The organism is Magnetococcus sp. PR-3 (genome assembly GCF_036689865.1).
Taxonomy (GTDB): domain Bacteria; phylum Pseudomonadota; class Magnetococcia; order Magnetococcales; family Magnetococcaceae; genus Magnetococcus.
Window position 1 is genome coordinate 36,137 of the sequence record NZ_JBAHUQ010000005.1, and the last position, 18,057, is coordinate 54,193.

12 protein-coding genes are annotated in these 18,057 nt (G+C 50.8%); 8 read left to right on the forward strand and 4 right to left on the reverse strand.

Features of this window, described 5'->3' with window-relative positions; translation table 11 throughout:
* Complete coding sequence (locus V5T57_RS05155; RefSeq protein WP_332890097.1) at positions 1–1,206, reverse strand: cytochrome b; 1,206 nt, start codon at positions 1,204–1,206, stop codon at positions 1–3.
* Positions 1,207–1,241: 35 nt separating this feature from the next.
* The gene (gene petA, locus V5T57_RS05160) at positions 1,242–1,778 is read right to left on the reverse strand and encodes a ubiquinol-cytochrome c reductase iron-sulfur subunit (RefSeq protein ID WP_332890098.1); all 537 of its coding nucleotides are present in this window, start codon (positions 1,776–1,778) and stop codon (positions 1,242–1,244) included.
* Positions 1,779–1,981: 203 nt separating this feature from the next.
* Here petA and V5T57_RS05165 point away from each other — a divergent pair, with 203 nt between their 5' ends.
* From V5T57_RS05165 to pheT, 8 genes are all read left to right on the forward strand, one after another.
* Positions 1,982–2,506: a tRNA (cytidine(34)-2'-O)-methyltransferase gene (locus tag V5T57_RS05165; protein WP_332890099.1), complete on the forward strand. Its 525-nt coding sequence runs from the start codon at positions 1,982–1,984 to the stop codon at positions 2,504–2,506.
* A 177-nt stretch (positions 2,507–2,683) separates the two neighbouring features.
* Complete coding sequence (gene glmM, locus V5T57_RS05170) at positions 2,684–4,072, forward strand: phosphoglucosamine mutase (protein ID WP_332890100.1); 1,389 nt, start codon at positions 2,684–2,686, stop codon at positions 4,070–4,072.
* A gap of 228 nt (positions 4,073–4,300) precedes the next feature.
* Positions 4,301–6,250, forward strand: coding sequence for a threonine--tRNA ligase (thrS, locus tag V5T57_RS05175; protein WP_332890101.1), 1,950 nt, complete (start codon positions 4,301–4,303; stop codon positions 6,248–6,250).
* Between the two features lie 126 nt (positions 6,251–6,376).
* Positions 6,377–6,925: a translation initiation factor IF-3 gene (gene infC, locus V5T57_RS05180; protein ID WP_332890102.1), complete on the forward strand. Its 549-nt coding sequence runs from the start codon at positions 6,377–6,379 to the stop codon at positions 6,923–6,925.
* 236 nt (positions 6,926–7,161) lie between these two features.
* Positions 7,162–7,359 (forward strand): 50S ribosomal protein L35, encoded by a 198-nt coding sequence (gene rpmI, locus V5T57_RS05185; protein WP_332890103.1) that lies wholly within the window; start codon positions 7,162–7,164, stop codon positions 7,357–7,359.
* A gap of 107 nt (positions 7,360–7,466) precedes the next feature.
* A complete protein-coding gene (rplT, locus tag V5T57_RS05190; protein ID WP_332890104.1) occupies positions 7,467–7,820 on the forward strand; it encodes a 50S ribosomal protein L20 in 354 nt (117 codons plus the stop codon).
* A gap of 572 nt (positions 7,821–8,392) precedes the next feature.
* Positions 8,393–9,436, forward strand: a complete 1,044-nt coding sequence (gene pheS, locus V5T57_RS05195) for a phenylalanine--tRNA ligase subunit alpha (protein ID WP_332890105.1) — start codon at positions 8,393–8,395, stop codon at positions 9,434–9,436.
* A gap of 86 nt (positions 9,437–9,522) precedes the next feature.
* Complete coding sequence (gene pheT / locus V5T57_RS05200; RefSeq protein WP_332890106.1) at positions 9,523–11,916, forward strand: phenylalanine--tRNA ligase subunit beta; 2,394 nt, start codon at positions 9,523–9,525, stop codon at positions 11,914–11,916.
* Between the two features lie 147 nt (positions 11,917–12,063).
* On the opposite strand, the gene V5T57_RS05205 is transcribed toward pheT, so the two are convergent.
* Positions 12,064–15,549, reverse strand: a complete 3,486-nt coding sequence (locus V5T57_RS05205; RefSeq protein WP_332890107.1) for a sensor domain-containing protein — start codon at positions 15,547–15,549, stop codon at positions 12,064–12,066.
* A 174-nt stretch (positions 15,550–15,723) separates the two neighbouring features.
* On the reverse strand, positions 15,724–17,853 hold the full coding sequence (locus V5T57_RS05210) for a PAS domain S-box protein (protein ID WP_332890108.1): 2,130 nt from the start codon (positions 17,851–17,853) through the stop codon (positions 15,724–15,726).
* Positions 17,854–18,057: the final 204 nt, after the last annotated feature.

An 18,057-nucleotide genomic window follows, 5' to 3' on the forward strand; every position in this document is an offset into this window, starting at 1 on the left:
TTACAGGCTCTTGGGCACGGGTTTAGGTTTTTCAATATTCAGCGCAGTTACTAGCCACAACAAGAAGAAGTAGCCAAAGTAAATCGCTGTCGCCGCGCGGCCGATCAAGACGATGGGCTCACCGAATACTTCACGGTCAGCCGGGTTATAACCCACCCAGCCCAGCACGAAGCAGTCAATTACAAAGATCCAGAACAGCCCTTTACTGATTCCACGGTAGCGGAAGGAGCGCACTGGTGAGCGATCCAGGAAGGGCAGAATGAACAGAATGGCAATCGATGCAACCATGGCGATCACACCGGCCAGCTTGGAGTAGGTACCCAAGAAGTCGATGGAGCGCAAGACAGCATAGAAGGGCAAGAAGTACCATTCAGGCACAATGTGTGCGGGCGTCTTCAGTGGATCAGCGGGAATATAGTTATCCGCTTCCAAGAAGGCGTTGGGTGCAAAGAACACAAAGTAACTGAAGATGGTCAACGCAACGCCGTAGCCAAACAGATCCTTGATGGTGAAGTAAGGATGGAAAGGAATTGAATCCTTCTCTTCCAAATCAATACCGTCGGGATTGTTTGAATGCACCGCATGCAGCGCCCAAATATGCAGGACAACCAGACCCACCAGGACAAAGGGCAGCAGGTAGTGCAGGGAGAAGAAGCGATTCAAGGTGGGATCACCCACACTAAAGCCACCCCAGACCCAAACAACCAAGCCTTCACCTATAAGCGGTATGGCGGTTATCAATTTGGTGATAACCACGGCACCCCAGTAGGACATCTGACCCCAAACCAGCACATAACCGATGAAGCCGGTACCCATGAGCAGGAAGAAGATGATGACACCAATCCACCAAAGGATCTCACGGGGTGCTCGGTAGGATCCATAATACATACCACGTAGTATGTGTATGTAGATCACTACAAAGAAGAAGGTGGCACCATTTGCGTGCATGTAACGAAGCAACCAACCCCAGTTCACATCACGCATGATGTGTTCTACAGAGTCGAAAGCCAACATGGCATCAGGCTTATAGTGCATCACCAAGAAAATACCGGTGGCAAGCTGGATAATTAAAACCAACAGTGCCAAGGAACCAAAGTTCCACCAGTAGTTCAGGTTTTTCGGCGTAGGGTACTCAATAGCTTGAGTACGCATAAATTCGCTGATGGGTAGACGCTCATCCACCCATCCCATCATGGATTTGAACACGAGACAACCTCCTTTGACGTCGACCTATGGCCCTGTTAGCTCATTGCCTTACCGATAACGATTGTCTCGTCATCTTTGAACTCGTAGTAGGGCACTTCCAGGTTACGTGGAGCGGGACCTTTACGAATACGACCAGAGGTATCGTAGTGCGAACCGTGACAGGGGCAGAGGAAACCGCCAAAGTCGCCAGTACCTATAGGCTGAGGTACACAGCCCAAGTGAGTGCACGAGGCCATGACGATAAGCCACTCCTCTTTCTGAATACGATCTGCATCAGTTTGCGGATCAATCAGATCACTCGCACTGTCATCGTTTTTAGCCGATTCAATCTGCTCACCATTCCGGTGCAGAATGAAGACTGGTTTGCCTTGCCACAATGTGGTGATCATTTGACCTTCACCAATGGCACCCAAGCTTACCTCCGTGGTAGCTTGAGCCAGAACATCGGCTGAGGGGGACCAGGAATCGATGAAGGGCCATGCCGCACCAGCGACACCAACGGCACCCACCGCACCTGTGGCCATGATCAGGAAATCCCGGCGATTTTCATCGTGTTCGTTAACCGTGGACACAATCGACCTCCCGTTGGGGGGTTGAACGCTTGGATTCTCGAAAGAACCCGGGTAAAAAAAGCGACATCCCAACGGGGTGGCGCTTTGTTGATAGCCTGCAATATAACCAAATGATGATATTAAAACCCGCGTACTATGGCAGAAAGCTTGCCATGCGTCAAGATGATTCCCCAGATTTTAAATGTAAATGATGAGGGCCATGTATGAACCAAATATCTGAATCAAGCAATGTTGTGCAAACTGAACCTGTTACAGCGGAAGAGTTGCTCCATGTGGTGCTCTATCGGCCAGAAATTCCCCCCAATACAGGGAATATTCAAAGAATTTGTGCGGCTACGGGTGCCGTCCTGCATTTGGTGGGTCCGCTTGGTTTTCGCTTGGATCACGCTGCACTTAAGCGGGCGGGTATGGATTATCGCCAGTGGGTTGATGTGCAACGCTATGATAGTTGGGAAGAGTGCTTGGCAGCCCAGCCGAAGGATGCCCGGTGGATACCGGTGAGTACCAAAGCGACACAAGGGTACCATGAGATGGCTTTTAAGCCGGGTGATCGCCTGCTTTTTGGACGTGAGAGTGGGGGGTTGCCTGAGGCGCTTCACCAAAGCTATGGCCACAATGCGGTTCGAATTCCCATGACCCCACATGCACGCAGTTTAAATCTGGCCAACTCTGTTGCCATTGTGCTCTATGAAGCACTGCGCCAGCTGGAGTTTAAAACCCTCGGTTAAACGCATAGATGCCCCATGCGTAGGCTTTTTATACAATCGGTTGTCTCTTAGGCTCTTTTTTCCCATTTAGGGGTAAAAAAAGGGGGCAGCATGATGGCGTAGGGTGCATTCACGTTGGGTTTATTTTACTGTGGGCGCATCCCGCACTTTCACACTGTGATGAAGAGTGAATAGAAGATGACAAGCAAGGCCCCCGCAAAAAAGAGTCAAGAACGCAAATTTTTTGGTACCGATGGTATTCGGGGTATGGCCAACATCCATCCCATGACACCGGATATGGTCTTAAAATTGGGGCGGGCCGCTGGCCATGTTTTTCGTACAGGTGAAAAGCGGCATACGGTGATCATTGGTAAAGATACCCGGCTTTCTGGCTATATGTTTGAGTCAGCCTTATTGGCCGGTTTAACCTCTATGGGCATTCACTGTTTGCAAGTAGGCCCTTTGCCAACCCCGGCCATCGCTTTTTTAACCCGTGCCTTGCGGGCCGATGCAGGCATTATGATATCCGCTTCGCATAACGCGTATCATGATAATGGCATTAAATTTTTCGGGCCTAACGGTATGAAACTGCCCGATGAGCTGGAGCTTGAAATTGAGCGGGTTCTGCTTGCTGAACAGACGCTACCGTTACCCACACCACAAAATTTAGGGCGCGCACACCGTATTGAAGATGCGCTGGGTCGTTATATTGAGTTTGCCAAGAACAGTTTTCCGAAGGCCCAACGTCTGGATGGCCTGCGGGTGGTGGTAGATTGCGCCCATGGTGCGGCTTACAAAGTGGCCCCTGCTGTGTTGTGGGAGCTGGGTGCCGAAGTGGTGACCTTGGGTAACCAACCCAACGGAACCAACATTAATGAAGGGTTTGGTTCCTTACACCCCCAAGAGATGGTTAAAAAAGTGCAGGAGGTCCGGGCCGATCTTGGTGTAGCCTTTGATGGGGATGCTGACCGGGTTGTCATCTGTGATGAGAAGGGTGAAATCATGGATGGTGATGTGATCTTGGCCATGTCTGCCGTGGAGATGAAACGCATAGGTACCCTCCGTGGTGAGGGTGTGGTGGCGACGGTCATGTCAAACTTGGGCTTGGAGCGGGCGTTGGCCAAAGAGGGGCTCTCTTTAGCCCGCACCAAGGTGGGCGACCGTTATGTGCTGGAACATATGCTGGCCAATGGCTTTAACTTGGGTGGTGAGCAGTCTGGACATCTGATCTATCTGGATCACAACACCACAGGGGATGGGTTGATTTCCGCCTTAAGTGTCTTATCCCTTCTGTCTAGGCAGGAAAAGCCACTTTCAGAGCTGGCCAATGTGATGCAGCGGGTCCCACAAGTGTTGCAGAACGTCAGTATTGTACGGGGTGCCGACCCTATGGAAGACAGCCGGGTGGTGGACGCCATTGCCCAAGTAGAGTCGGAGCTGGGCGATCGTGGACGTATTTTGGTGCGTAAATCCGGTACTGAACCCTTGGTTAGGGTTATGGTGGAAGGGGATGATACAGCCCATATCACAGCCTTGGCCAGCGGCGTGTGTGAAGCCATCCGCCAAGCCAGTCATGCTTTTGGTTGAACCTCGTGACCAGAAAGTTGCCATTAAGAGAGCAACGGCAACTCAGCTGAAGAGTTGAAAAATAAGGGTATAGACCTTGTTTTTGCAGGGGTGAACAACCCGTTAGAGGGCGTGGGTTGCCCTTGACCTTTGTAAGTCAAGGGCGTATGATTTGCCACTTTTCTTCGTTTTGTACTTATCACGGCTTCCCGCCTCAGTGCAGGAGGCCGTGTTTTATCCAGGTGGACCATGGTAGAGATCTCACTTCCCGATGGCAGTCGCCGTTCTTATGATCAGGCGCAGGTAAGCTGCGGTGAAATTGCCGCTTCCATTGGCAAAGGTTTGGCGAAAGCGGCTGTTGCTGGTGTGGTGAATGGGCAGCAAGTTGACCTGACATCTCCTGTGCCCAATGGTGCTGAAGTTGCGATTATTACAGCCGACAGTGCAGAGGGGCTGGAGATTATTCGTCACTCCACCAGCCATCTCATGGCGCAAGCTGTGAAGGAGCTTTTTCCTGAAGCCCAGGTGACCATTGGTCCTTCGGTAGAAAATGGCTTCTACTACGATTTTGACTATGAGCGCCCCTTTACACCTGAAGACCTCACCGCCATCGAAAACCGTATGCGCAAGCTGGCCAAGCGTAACGAAAAGGTGGAACGTAAGGTCATGCCCCGCGATGAGGCGGTCGCCTTTTTTAAGGATATGGGTGAGATCTACAAGTCTGAGATCATTGGTGCCATTCCCGCTGGTGAGGATGTCTCTCTTTACAGCCAGGGTGCGTTCATAGATCTATGCCGTGGTCCCCACGTACCCAGTACCGGTAAGCTTAAAGCGTTTAAACTGCTGAAGGTGGCCGGGGCCTACTGGCGTGGTGATGCCAGCAATAAGATGTTGCAGCGTATCTACGGTACGGCTTGGAGCAACGAAAAAGATCTAAAAGCCTATCTAACCCAGTTGGAAGAGGCTGAAAAACGCGACCATCGCCGTATTGGTAAAGATCTGGACCTGTTCTCTATTCAGCAAGAAGAGGCGGGTGGTGGCTTGGTGTTCTGGCACCCCAAGGGTGCCCGTATTCGCCGGGTGATTGAAGATTTTTGGAAAGATCGCCATGTTGAGGCTGGGTATGAGTTTCTCTATACCCCGCATCTGGCCAACCGTGAGCTGTGGAATACCTCTGGCCACACCGATTTTTATTCGGACTCCATGTTTTCGCCCATGGATGTGGATGAGCAGGCTTACCAGATCCGCCCCATGAACTGCCCCTTCCATATCCTGATTTATAAGGATCGTCGGCGCAGCTATCGTGAGCTGCCCATGCGCTGGGGCGAGTTGGGTACCGTCTACCGCTATGAAATGTCTGGTGCTCTGCATGGCTTGTTCCGGGTGCGTGGCTTTACACAGGATGATGCCCATATCTTCTGTACCGAAGGGCAGATTGAGTCTGAGATCCAACAGATTTTGGATCTAACACTGGATATTCTGCGGACCTACGGCTTTAAAGATTTTGAGATCAACCTCTCTACCCGTCCTGAAAAGTCGGTGGGTAGTGAAGATATCTGGGATAAAGCTACCGAAGCCTTGCGTAATGCCATTATCTCCCGCAATCTAGACTATGTGGTGGATGAAGGTGGCGGTGCTTTCTACGGTCCTAAGATTGATGTCAAGATTACCGATACCATTGGTCGTAAATGGCAGTGTTCCACCGTTCAGCTCGACTTCAATCTGCCTGAGCGCTTTGACATGGACTACATTGGTGAAGATGGGGAGAAACATCGTCCTATCATGATTCACCGGGCCTTGATGGGCTCCCTGGAACGCTTCTTTGGTATCCTGGTTGAGCACTATGCCGGATGGTTCCCCTTGTGGTTGGCCCCGGTTCAAGTGGCTGTATGTACCATTACAGATGCGCAAAATGCATATGCTCAATCGGTGGTTGATGGACTGCTAAAAGCGGGTATCCGAGCAGAAATCGACGTGCGAAATGAGAAAGTGGGTTATAAAATCCGCGAACATACGTTAAAAAGAGTACCTTACCTTTTGGTTGTTGGTGATAAGGAACGTGAAGAGGGCACGGTTAATGTGCGTCTTCGTTCCGGTAAGAACCTGGGTAGTTTGCCTTTAGATACCGTGATTGCACGGCTTCAACAGGAGACTTCCAGTCGCGCCCTTGCTGCATCTGAGGATCAGGAAGAGGCGTAATATTTGCGGTTAAGACCGGGGTGGAATTATCACCTTTTGGGTGTCTGAACCGATAAGAGAGCCGTTTACCGCACTCATGCGGGAGGCTCGCGCCATCTCATAGGAGATATTGTCATAAGCAGGAACATGAGATTCGATCGGAGTTTGCCCCAGAACCAGGACAGCACACGCATCAATGATGCGATCCGTGTGCCAGAGGTTCGCCTCATCGATGAGGAGGGTGAACAGGTCGGCGTGGTTTCACGAAACGACGCCCTGTACCGTGCACAGAATGTAGGTCTCGATCTTGTGGAGGTGGCCCCGGAGGCCAAGCCCCCCGTATGTAAGATCATGGACTACACCAAATACAAGTACCAGAAGTCGGTACGTGAGCGTATGGCGCGGAAGAATCAGGTGCGTATTGATACCAAGGAAGTAAAATTCCGTCCTGGTACCGATACCCATGATTATGAAGTGAAACTACGCAACATCCGTAAGTTTCTGGAGGGTGGCAACAAGGTCAAGTGCACCATGCGCTTCCGTGGGCGTGAAATGGCCCACCAGGAGCTGGGCTTGGCCATGTTGAAAAAGGTTGAGGGTGAGGTGACAGATCTAGGTAAGGTGGAGCAGGAGCCTAAGCTTCTGGGCCGTCAAATTACCATGATGCTGGCCCCCAATGGCCTGGTGAAGAAATAATCTTTCTAACAGCTTAAGTTAGAAAGTCGATCCCTTTTGGTTGGTAAGGCCAAAAGGGGTCAGAGGGTTCGCCTTTACAGACCTTGATCGATGCAAGCGTCCGCAGGTTCCACCCGAACCGCAGGGGATTTTTATGCCCTGCGGTTTGTCTGTTGTGGATGTTTGGGTCCTTAAGGTGTGCGCTGGTAGGCAACTGTATGGGTGAGGTAGACACCGTAGATTTGTAGGAGCTTGAAATGCCCAAGTTGAAGACCCATCGTGGTGCTGCAAAGCGGTTCAAAGCAACCGGTAGCGGTAAAATTCGCCGTAGTAAGGCGTTTAAAAGTCACATTCTGACCAAGAAGAGCGTCAAGCGTAAGCGCGGTTTCCGTGCTGGCGGTCTTGTTGATGCGACGGATGTGGCAGCTGTACGTAAGATGCTGCCTTACCTCTAAGCTGATCTGCTTAGAGTGTGTTTAAGGTTTTAAAGTGAAAACGGCAACATGTGGACGACCTGACACCGAGGGTAGTCCCACCTATTGAGTAGAAGTGGAGTAAGATCATGCCGAGAGTAAAACGTGGTGTAACGTCGCAAGCGCGACACAAGAAAGTTCTGAAGCAGGCTAAAGGCTATACCGGACGTAACAACAGTTGCTTCCGCATTGCCAAGCAGAAGGTCGAAAAAGGTTTGCAGTACGCTTACCGCGACCGCAAAAACCTGAAGCGTGAGATGCGTCGTCTGTGGATTACGCGGATCAATGCTGGTGCCCGTCTGCATGGTATGTCATACAGCCAGTTCATGAACGGTTTGAATAAAGCGGGTATCGAGCTGGATCGTAAGGTTCTGTCCGAGCTGGCGATTAGTGAGCCGGAGAGCTTTGGTAACCTGGTGGAACAGGCCAAGGCTGCGCTGTAAGCGTTAGGAATCGGAACCATAGGTGTCGTCTACCTTACCAAATAGGGAAGAGGGTCCGAATGGACCCTCTTTCTTTTTATAAGCGGTTCAAGACGGTCGTGAGACCGCGTAAAGGCTTGATGCAGCGCGTGCGTGATGGGGATAACCCTACGCAGGCGGATAAACGCCTGTAGGCCCCCTGTTTAATCCCTACAAGACTTTAAGAGGGGCTAAGTGCCGTGACACGGTTGTCTATGTTTGCTAAGCCACGACCCAACCCAGCCTGTTCGCCGGATACATTCTCATAAGGAAGCTCTTTTTTTAAGGGATCTCCACCCGCCTAGTGGCTCACTCAAATTAGGTAGGTGTCGGCAAGCCGGCAGGAGACAGATAAGACCTGCGGTGATTTTTTTTACGTAAAACGATAACTTTCTGGATTACACAAAGAACCCCTGGGGCATGCTGTATTTCGCTTGAGCCCCAAACTACCATCCCATCTTGATGGATGTTCTTCCTTGAGATGCGATGGAAAGCCTGTGTACGCATTGGCTGCAGCAGGCCAACTTTAATAACCCTATACAACGGTCAAAACCATGCGCGACGTATTGCAAAAACTGGAACAAGAAGCCACAACCGCCATCTCCAGCACCGAGACCCTTAAGGATCTTGACGACGTCCGTATTCGATTTATGGGGAAAAAAGGCACCATTACCCAGCAGTATGGGATGATGAAAACCTGTCCCCCTGAGCAGAAAAAAGAGCTGGGTAAATGGCTTAATCAATTAAAACAGGCCTTCACTAAGGCCTTTGAAGTGCAGCAAGAGCTGTTAAAAAAAGCCGAACTCAATGCGCGCTTGCAAGGTGAGCGTATTGATATCTCCCTACCTGGGCGCCAAACTTCGACCGGTGGCATTCATCCCGTTACACGGGCGATTGAAGAGATTGCGACGGTTTTTGGATCCATGGGTTTTGAAGTAGCCTCAGGTCCTGAGATCGAAAGTGACTGGCATAACTTTGAAGCGTTGAATATTCCAGCAGATCACCCTGCTCGGGAGATGCATGATACCTTCTACATTGCCGATGATCCTAAGGGTGGACGCCGGGTTTTACGTACCCATACCTCTCCGGTACAGATCCGGGTAATGGAAAACCGTGAGCCACCACTGCGGGTGATTGCACCTGGTAAGGTTTACCGGTGTGACTCCGATGTAACCCACACCCCCATGTTTCACCAAGTTGAGGGTTTTATGGTGGATAAAGGGGTGCACTTTGGTCAGCTCAAAGGGTTGTTGGAAGTCTTTCTGAAAGATTTCTTTGAGCGGGATCTGCCCGTACGCTTCCGTCCCTCCTTCTTCCCTTTTACTGAGCCTTCGGCCGAAGTGGATATGGCTTGTCTGTTCTGTAACGGTAAAGGGTGCCGTATCTGTAAGGGCACCGGCTGGTTAGAGGTGTTGGGGTGTGGCATGATCCACCCTGAAGTGATGAAAAATGTGGGTATGGATACCGAGATCTACTCGGGCTTTGCCTTCGGTATGGGGGTTGAGCGCTTGGGTATGCTCAAATACGGTATCAACGACCTGCGCACCTTCTTTGAGAATGATGTGCGCTTCCTCTCCCGACATGCGGTGTCGTCCTAAACGGGATTGAGGTACTGGGTCGGGGCCTAAGCCCTAAGCAGAAAAGACCGGTGGAAACACCGTTTTAAGATAAGAGAGTAGAGAGCATGAAATTCACCGAACAGTGGCTACGTGAACAAATTGATACCCGTCTGACCCGTGATGAGATCAGTAAAACCCTGACCATGGCCGGTCTGGAGGTTGATGGGGCTGAAGATCTGGGTAAAGGGCTTGATAAAGTTCAGGTTGGTACGTTGGAAGTGGTGGCTCAGCACCCCAATGCAGACCGTCTTACCTGCTGTAAAGTGCGGGTAGGTGATGCGCTGTTAAATATTGTCTGTGGGGCCAAAAACCATAAACAGGGCGATAAAGTTGCGGTGGCTCGGGATGGTGCAGAGCTGCCCAACGGCTTAAAAATCAAAAAAGGTAAGCTGCGTGGTGAACCATCAGAAGGCATGCTCTGTTCCCTGACAGAGTTGGGCATGGCAGAAGCCTCTGAAGGGATTATTATTCTTCCACCTGAGGCCCAAGAAGGGGCCACCATGGTGGAGATCTTTGAGCGCAATGATATCTGCTTTGAGCTGGGCATTACGCCCAACCGTGGTGACTGTTTGGGGGTACGTGGTATTGCTCGGGATCTGGCTGCGGTAACGGGTGAGGCGCTAACACCTATGGCGGTGGCTATCGCTGAAGATACTTCCGTCGCGACGGTTGAGGTGCAGATTGAAGATGGCGAAGGGTGCCCACGTTACGCAGGGCGTGTGGTGGAAGGGGTTAAGGTTGGTCCCAGCCCAGACTGGTTACGGAACCGTTTGGAGTCTGTTGGGCTACGTAGCATCAATAATGTGGTGGATATCACCAACTATGTGATGTTGGAGCTTAACCAACCCATGCATGCGTTTGACTTAAGTACCCTGGCTGCACCCATTGTGGTGCGTCGCGCCGCGGCGGGTGAAAAACTCACCACGTTGGATGAGGCTGAGCGTGAGTTAACCGATCAAATGACGCTCATTGCCGACCAAAAGCGTGGTTTGGCTGTCGCCGGTGTGATGGGTGGCTTGAACTCAGGTGTAACCGAGCAGACGACCACAATCTTTTTAGAGTCTGCCTATTTCAACCCTGTTCGTACGGCCCGTACAGGACGCCGTTTAAACCTTATTACCGACTCCCGGCACCGGTTTGAGCGGGGTACCGACCCCATGGGTGTGCAACTGGCCTTGGATCGTGCCACACAGTTGGTGCAAGAGCTGTGTGGGGGTAGCGCGGGTGTGACAACGTTGACCGATGCGGGCACCTGGACCCGGAATGCCCCGGTTGCTTACCGTCATGTGCGGTGTAATGCACTGAGTGGTATGAACCTGGAGCAGCCCCAGCATGAGACCTATTTAAAGGCCATTGGCTGTGTGGTGGTTGAAAAACCAGCCGATGTTGATGAGGTAGAAGGTGCGGTCTGGTATCTGCCCCCCACCCACCGTCATGACCTGGTCCGGGAAGAGGATTTGGTGGAGGAGGTTGTTCGCCTGTTTGGCTATGATAACGTACCCACCGAACTGCCCAGTGGCGCGGTGGCCAGCCATCAAGACAGTGCGGAACGGCAACTGGCCAAACGTATGCGCAAAGCCTTAACAGGTTTGGGTTATCTGGAGGCGGTTAACTACGCTTTTGTGGCACCAGAGGTTCAGGCACGCTTTGATGCAGGGGTTGAGCCTGTTGCTCTCGTTAATCCACTGTCTGAAGAGCAATCGCGTATGCGTACCTCTATTATGGCAGGTTTGGTTGAAGCGGTTCGTCGCAATATCAGCCGTGGTAATGATGGTCTACGTCTGTTTGAAATGGGCCATATCTTCCTGCTGGACGGAGAAGGTCAGGTCCAGGAAGAGGAGCGGTTGGCGCTGGTCTTGGCCGGTAGTGGCACGTCGCGTATTTGGCATACCGATCAGCGTGTATGGGACTTCTTTGATCTAAAAGGTGATCTGCAGACCCTGGTCAGCCGTTTGGAGTCAGCTGAACCCCGTTATGTGCCCGGTGGGCCTGAGTTCTTGCACCCTGGTCGTAAGTCGGAGATCCATCTGCGGGGCAAGGTGGCGGGCTGGATGGGTGAAATGCACCCCTCTTTGCGTGAAGCGTTGGATCTGGATCAGCCCGTATTGATGTTGGAGATCCGTAGTGATGCGCTGGCTGCTGTGGCCAAGAAGGGGGCTGCGCAGGTCAGTAAATTCCAGGCGGTTACCCGTGATTTTGCCTTTGTGGTGGATCGGGATACCCCTGCCTCCTCTATTTTGGATAGTGCCCGCGGTGTGGCCAAACAACTTGTACGTGACGTGCAGTTGTTTGATGTCTATACCGGAGAGCATGTGGCAGAGGATAAAAAGAGTATCGCCTTTGGTCTGGTGTTGCAGGCGGATGACCGCACATTGGAAGAGGCCGAGATTAATGATGTCATGGCCAAAGTGACCGCTAAGCTGGAGAAACAGTTTAAGGCTGAACTACGTGCGGGCTAACCTGGCCAAGGTTGATCGGGTCGATATCCGTCTGATACATAGCGCCTGTTGACGGGCTTGCTCGGTTACATAATTTACGTATAAAAACCCCCGTTATCCTTAGATAGCGGGGGTTTTTTATAGAGTGTGGCAGCCTGCTCTCTCGCACTATGGTAGAGCCTCAGCGGGTTCCTGTGCCTGAAGCAGTGCGGTAATCTCGTGGGCAGGTTTGGGTTTGCTATACAAGTAACCTTGTACCTGTTGGCAGTGTTTTTCCTTCAGAAAGTCGGCTTGTTCCTGGTTTTCAACCCCTTCTGCAATCACCTCTAGCCCCAGGCTTTGAGCCATGGAGATCACCGATGTAACGATGGCGGCATCGTCTGAATCGGTGGTGAGGTCACGGACAAAGGTTTGATCGATCTTTAAGGTGTGAATGGGGAATTTTTTTAGATAGGTCAGGGATGAGTAGCCGGTACCAAAATCATCAATAGAGATATGGACACCCATGTGGCAGATTTCATGAAGCAGGCTGACCGCTTGTTCGGGGTCTTCCATCATCATGCTTTCTGTAATTTCTAACTCAAGTCCATTGGGGTCAAGCTGGGTTGTATGCAGAATGTCATGTACCAGCTGGGCAAGTTGAGGTTGATGAAACTGCCGAGCTGAAAGATTAACGGCCACCCGGTAATGTCCCATAGTGAGCGCTTGCCACGCTTTGCTCTGTAATGCGGCTGTGCGTAGTACCCACTCACCAATGGGGACGATTAAGCCGGTCTCTTCAGCAACAGGTATAAAATCAGCGGGAGAGATCATACCTTGTTGTGGGTGCTCCCAACGAATAAGGGCCTCCATGCCGACCATGTCACCACTGTGCAGCAGATATTTGGGTTGGTAGTACAAGACAAACTGATCCAGCTCCAAAGCTTGGCGTAAGTGGCGTTCTAACGTGATCCGGCGTACCGCTTTTTCGTTCATTTGACGGCGGAAAAACTGATAGTTACCGCGTCCTTGTGATTTGGCATGGTACATCGCCGTATCGGCATGCCGGGTTAAGGTTTCTACATCGGTACCGTCAACCGGATGGATGGCAATACCAACACTGGCCCCAATAAATCTCTCTTGCTCCATAAGGATAAAGGGCTTGGCCATGTGTTCAATAATTGTGTTGGCGACATGGGCGGCGGCTTCATCACTGGTTAGGCTGGTGAGTATGATGGTAAATTCATCCCCACCCAGTCGGCAGACGGCATCGGTTTGACGCAGGCAGTTGTTGATGCGTTTGGCCGCTTCAACGAGCAGATCATCCCCACATTTGTGGCCTAAGGTATCATTCACATCCTTAAAGCGGTCCAGATCGACAAACATCAAAGCCAGCTGTTTTTTCTCCCGGTCACAGTGCGCCAGCTCTTGTTCCAGTTTTTCGCGGAAAAAGGCTCGGTTGGGTAACTGCGTTAAAGGATCATAGAAGGCCAGTTGCTCCAACTTTTTCTCGGTGGCTTTTAACTCAGAGATATCGGTGAAAATGCCCACATATTTAGTACTCTGTGCATGACTGTCCTGAATGGCGGTGATGGAGAGCCATTTTGGGAACACATCACCATTTTTACGTCGGTCCCAGATCTCTCCGTGCCATGTACCTTCTTCTTTAAGCGTTTTCCACATCTGTTCATAATAGGTTTGGTCGTGATGACCTGACTGCAGCTTGTTGGGGTTGTGTCCTACCACCTCTTCTCGGCGGTAACCGGTGATGGTGCAGTAGGCATCGTTAATATCCAGGATAATACCCTGGGTATCGGTCACCACAATGGCTTCCTTAGCACTATCAAAGATCAACTGAGCCATATGTAGGCGGGCTTCAGACAGTTTACGTTCGGTGACATCAACGTTAAGGCCGACCATCCTTATGGCCTTACCTTGGGGGCTTAAAACCATGCCCCAAGCTGCAAATATATGGCGGATCTCACCATTGGGCTGGGTAATGCGGAACTCGACCTGTTCTTTGGTCTGATGATCAATGGCCTTCTGTAGAACGGCTTCTGCCACGGGTAAATCCTGGGGTAGTACCTGTTTGGCCCAAAAATCATAGCTTACGGTGCGTTGTTTGGGTTGGGCATAGATCTCAAACATTCGATCATCCCACACCACCTCATCGGTATTTAGATCCCAGTCCCAAACCCCCATAGAAGCGGCTTGGGTTGCCATACTTAGGCGCTGTTGACTGGTGATCAACTGCTCTTCATGGCGTTTGCGTTGGGTGATATCTTCCCCCGAACTTAGGGTGCCGATAATGCGTCCCTGTAGATCCCGAAGGCAGGCGTTACGCCATGCAAAAAGCCGCTGGCTTTGATTCCGGCAGAGGATACGGTTTTCAATATAATTATTGGCTTGGGTCTGACCGGTCATCAGTTTATGAAACACGGGATAGACAATATCCATCCCTTCAGGCTGGGGAAGGCAGACTTTGAACCAGTTTTTACCAAGCAGTTCGGATTCGTCATAACCCATAATCCGACACCCTGCTTGATTGATCATGGTGATGTGACCTTGAGGATCCAAGGCAACCATCATGGTTTGTGCGGTATCCAAATAGCTTTGGGCCCGTTGCTGGGCCTGTTTAAGGGCCTGTTCATCTTGCATGCGTTGGGTGATATCTTTGATAAAGCCAACCATGCGCTGGGTGGTATGGTTTTGGTCAATATGGAAGCGGCCACTATCTTCCACCCACGCATACCGTCCATCCTTGCGTTTAACCCGGAATATGAGTTGTGCGGGTTGGTAATGTTCACTAATACGGCTGATCTCCTGATCAAAAATAATCAGATCATCCGGGTGGATCAGGTGACGCCACTGATCTAAGTGGCTGCCCAGTTCCGCAATGGTATAGCCGAGTATTTGCTCAGAAGCACCGGCATAGGTCACGGCGTTGGTGGCGGAATCCCAGTCATAAAGTAGGTGTCCAGAGGCATCGATGGCAGCCTCATAGCGGGCATGCCACTCTTGAATAATCGCTTGAGCTTTTAGATCCTTTAACAGTGGGTTGCTGATCCGGTAAAAGAGCCAACTGGTTACCAAAACTGAGATTAAACCCAGCAAGGCAACCACGCTTGCCGTTTCAATAAAGGGTGCTCGGATCTCTTGCAGATCAATTTTGGCCACCACACCTAAATTAAGGACCGCGACAGGTTCATATGCGGCCAACACAGTTACCCCACGATAGTCCGGGCCAACCACTGTGCCGGATTGCCCTTGTACGGCACGTCGCATCGGCTCGGCCGGTCCATGATCTAAGGGCCAGCGCTGGGGTTGATCCATCACTTCATGGCGGTGACGTAACAGCAATACCACACGGTTTTTCTGCTTCTGTCCCACGGTAAATTCAGCGGTACGGCCCAGTTTGGGAAAATGTTGAAAGGCCTCTTTAATCTGAGCAAAGGTGGTATCAAAGGCGGCCTTTTGGCTCTCTGTCGTTTGATGACGATCAAACCGGGCAATAGACTCCATGAGGCGGGCTTGGCTTTGGGCGGTGAGTTGCAGCCGTTGGCGCTGTTCTTCAAACGCGGTGTGGTATAGGGTTCCTACCGCTAAACTGCCAATGAACAGAGCGACAATTGCCATCAATGTGGCCATTAGGATAATGCGCTGCTTACTAGGCATACTCACCCCCAAATGGGTTGGTGTCTTGGCAAACAGAGAGTGTGGTGGGGGAATAACGTCTCTTTATCCTAACGGATATTGGGGCATAAGTGTGACTTTTTGTAAGAAATGAAGAAGCACAGATGGGTGACGGATCTATGAGGTGTAATAGGGATGATACCTTATGGATGCATGCTATTCATGCATGGCCGATAGAATCACGGCATACCGTATGGTCTGTTCTTGGATATCACCAATGGATGAAATACGTATGGAGCATGGGGATGTCAGGCCATCTTTATGATGCAGCTGAACAGGGCCTTGCCAATGCCCCTGGGTCTGAAGTGCTTGGGTAATGGTGGTTTGTTGTGTATTTAAAACCCAGAAATAGGGTGTGGTCTGAGCCAGTATCTCTTGGTGTGTATAGCCAGTAAGTTGGCAAAAGGCTTCATTCATATCAACAGCTTGGTGCTTTATATCGGTAACCAGAATAGCAACCTGGGCATGCTCAAAGATCAGTTGACTAAGGTATTGGTGGCTCTGTGCCTGCTTCTGTTCCGTAACATCCATATTCAGGCCCGCCATACGCATGGGTTTGCCTTGGGGGCTGAGCATGACACCCCAAGCGGAAAAGATATGCCGAATTTGGCCATCCTGTCGCTGGATACGAAAGTGACATTGAACTTCGTTATGGGTATCCATGGCCTGTTGAATGACAGCCTTAACCCTGGGTAGGTCTGAGGATACCACACACTTTTCCCATCTCTCATAAGAGATGGTGGACTGTTTGGGCAGGGCATAAATCTCAAACATTCGGTCATCCCATGTGATCTCATTTTGGCTAAGATCCCACGCCCAGATTCCCATGGATCCTGCACGAATGGCCATAGAGAGGCGTTGTTCACTGGCGGTTAACTGCTCTTCATGGCGTTTGCGTTGGGTGATATCTTCCCCGGAGCTCAATGTGCCAATGATTTTTCCCTTATGGTCACGTAAAGGGGTGTTGCGCCAAGCGATTAAGCGTTGGCTTTGGTTTTGGCAAATGACATGGTTCTCATGATAGAGGCATGTTTGTGTTTGATCGGTCAGGAGCTGTTTAAAAACAGGAAAAACCTGCTGTTGACCTTCGGGCTGGGGAAGGCAGACCTCAAACCAGTTTTTGCCTAACAGTTCTGAAGCTTCATACCCAAGCATGTGGCAGCCCGCCTGATTGATCATGGAAATATGACCTTGGCTATTGAGTGCGACCATCATGGTTTGGGTGGTATCCAAATAGCTTTGTGCTCTGTGTTGGGCCTCCATTAACGTCTGTTCATGCTCAAGACGTAAGGTGACATCCTTGATCATGCCTGCTAGGTGAGAGGTTGATTCTGTTGCCTGTAAAGGGTAGGCACCGCTATCTTCCACCCAAATGATGCGTCCATCTTTACGGCGCATTCTGTAACATCTGGTGGCGGTGGTGGCCAGTTCTTGGGGGTTGGACTGGTAGTCAAAAATGGCCAGATCATCCGGGTGGATTAAGTTCCGCCAAACAGACGGCTGAGAACCGAGCTCCTCAATACGGTAGCCTAAGATATCTTCAGAAGATCCCGTATATTGAATGCTATTATTGGTGGTATCCCAGTCATACAACAGGTGCCCAGAAGATACTATGGCATGATCAAAGTGCCGCTGTTGGGCCTGCCGGCGTTTCTGCTTATCCAGTGTCTCGAACAGGGGGTTGGTTATATGGTAAAAAAGCCAACTACCGGTGAGAATAGCAACAATAGCCACTAAGCCAGCCACCATGGCCCCATGAATATACGGGGCCCGTAACTCTTGAATATCAATCTTAGCGACAATACCCAAGTTGAGAATGGCAATGGGCTCATAGGCAGCCAAAACCTGTACGCCTTTATAATCTGGTCCGACCACCGTGCCTGACCGACCTTGTACAGCACGACGCATGGGCTCCGCAGGTCCAGCTTCCAGTGAAAGTTGCTGAGGTTCGCTCATCTCCTCATGGCGATGGCGGAGCAGAAGAATAACCTGACCGGCTTGCTTTTTGCCCACGGTGAACTCAGCAGTGTTACCCAGTTTGGGGAACTGCTTAAAGGCTTTTTTAATTTGTGCAAAGGTGCTTTCAAAAGGGTGTTTATGGTGGGTGCGATCAAAATGCGCCATAGACTCAATTAAACGTGCTTGGCTTTGGGCAACCAGGTGTAAACGATCCCGTTGTTGTTCAAAGGCCGAAAGGTAGAGCGTACCAATGGCCACACTGCCAACCAGCAGGGTGGTTAGCACTAGAATAGCAATTAAGTGCAATACCCGTTTACGTTCGGCCATGCTGGTCCCTTCATATACAAAGTGAATACACGGTTGCGTCTACCGGGCACTCATGTGGTATCCATCGCAATCTTAGCTGACCCGGTGGGGTGCAGTATGATTAGATCATATGTCATTAAAATATTTAACCCTAAGATATTCCATAAAAAAATTTCTATGCCACGGACATAATAACTCAAGTGTAAGCTGGTCTCATAATCGATC

What these genes read in the sequence shown, in the direction of transcription:
- infC (WP_332890102.1), top strand. Translation starts at nt 6,377, where the DNA reads ATGAGATTCGATCGGAGTTTGCCCCAGAACCAGGACAGCACACGCATC.
- glmM (WP_332890100.1), top strand. Translation starts at nt 2,684, where the DNA reads ATGACAAGCAAGGCCCCCGCAAAAAAGAGTCAAGAACGCAAATTTTTT.
- rpmI (WP_332890103.1), top strand. Translation starts at nt 7,162, where the DNA reads ATGCCCAAGTTGAAGACCCATCGTGGTGCTGCAAAGCGGTTCAAAGCA.
- pheT (WP_332890106.1), top strand. Translation starts at nt 9,523, where the DNA reads ATGAAATTCACCGAACAGTGGCTACGTGAACAAATTGATACCCGTCTG.
- V5T57_RS05205 (WP_332890107.1), bottom strand. Translation starts at nt 15,549, where the DNA reads ATGCCTAGTAAGCAGCGCATTATCCTAATGGCCACATTGATGGCAATT.
- V5T57_RS05165 (WP_332890099.1), top strand. Translation starts at nt 1,982, where the DNA reads ATGAACCAAATATCTGAATCAAGCAATGTTGTGCAAACTGAACCTGTT.
- pheS (WP_332890105.1), top strand. Translation starts at nt 8,393, where the DNA reads ATGCGCGACGTATTGCAAAAACTGGAACAAGAAGCCACAACCGCCATC.
- thrS (WP_332890101.1), top strand. Translation starts at nt 4,301, where the DNA reads ATGGTAGAGATCTCACTTCCCGATGGCAGTCGCCGTTCTTATGATCAG.
- V5T57_RS05210 (WP_332890108.1), bottom strand. Translation starts at nt 17,853, where the DNA reads ATGGCCGAACGTAAACGGGTATTGCACTTAATTGCTATTCTAGTGCTA.
- rplT (WP_332890104.1), top strand. Translation starts at nt 7,467, where the DNA reads ATGCCGAGAGTAAAACGTGGTGTAACGTCGCAAGCGCGACACAAGAAA.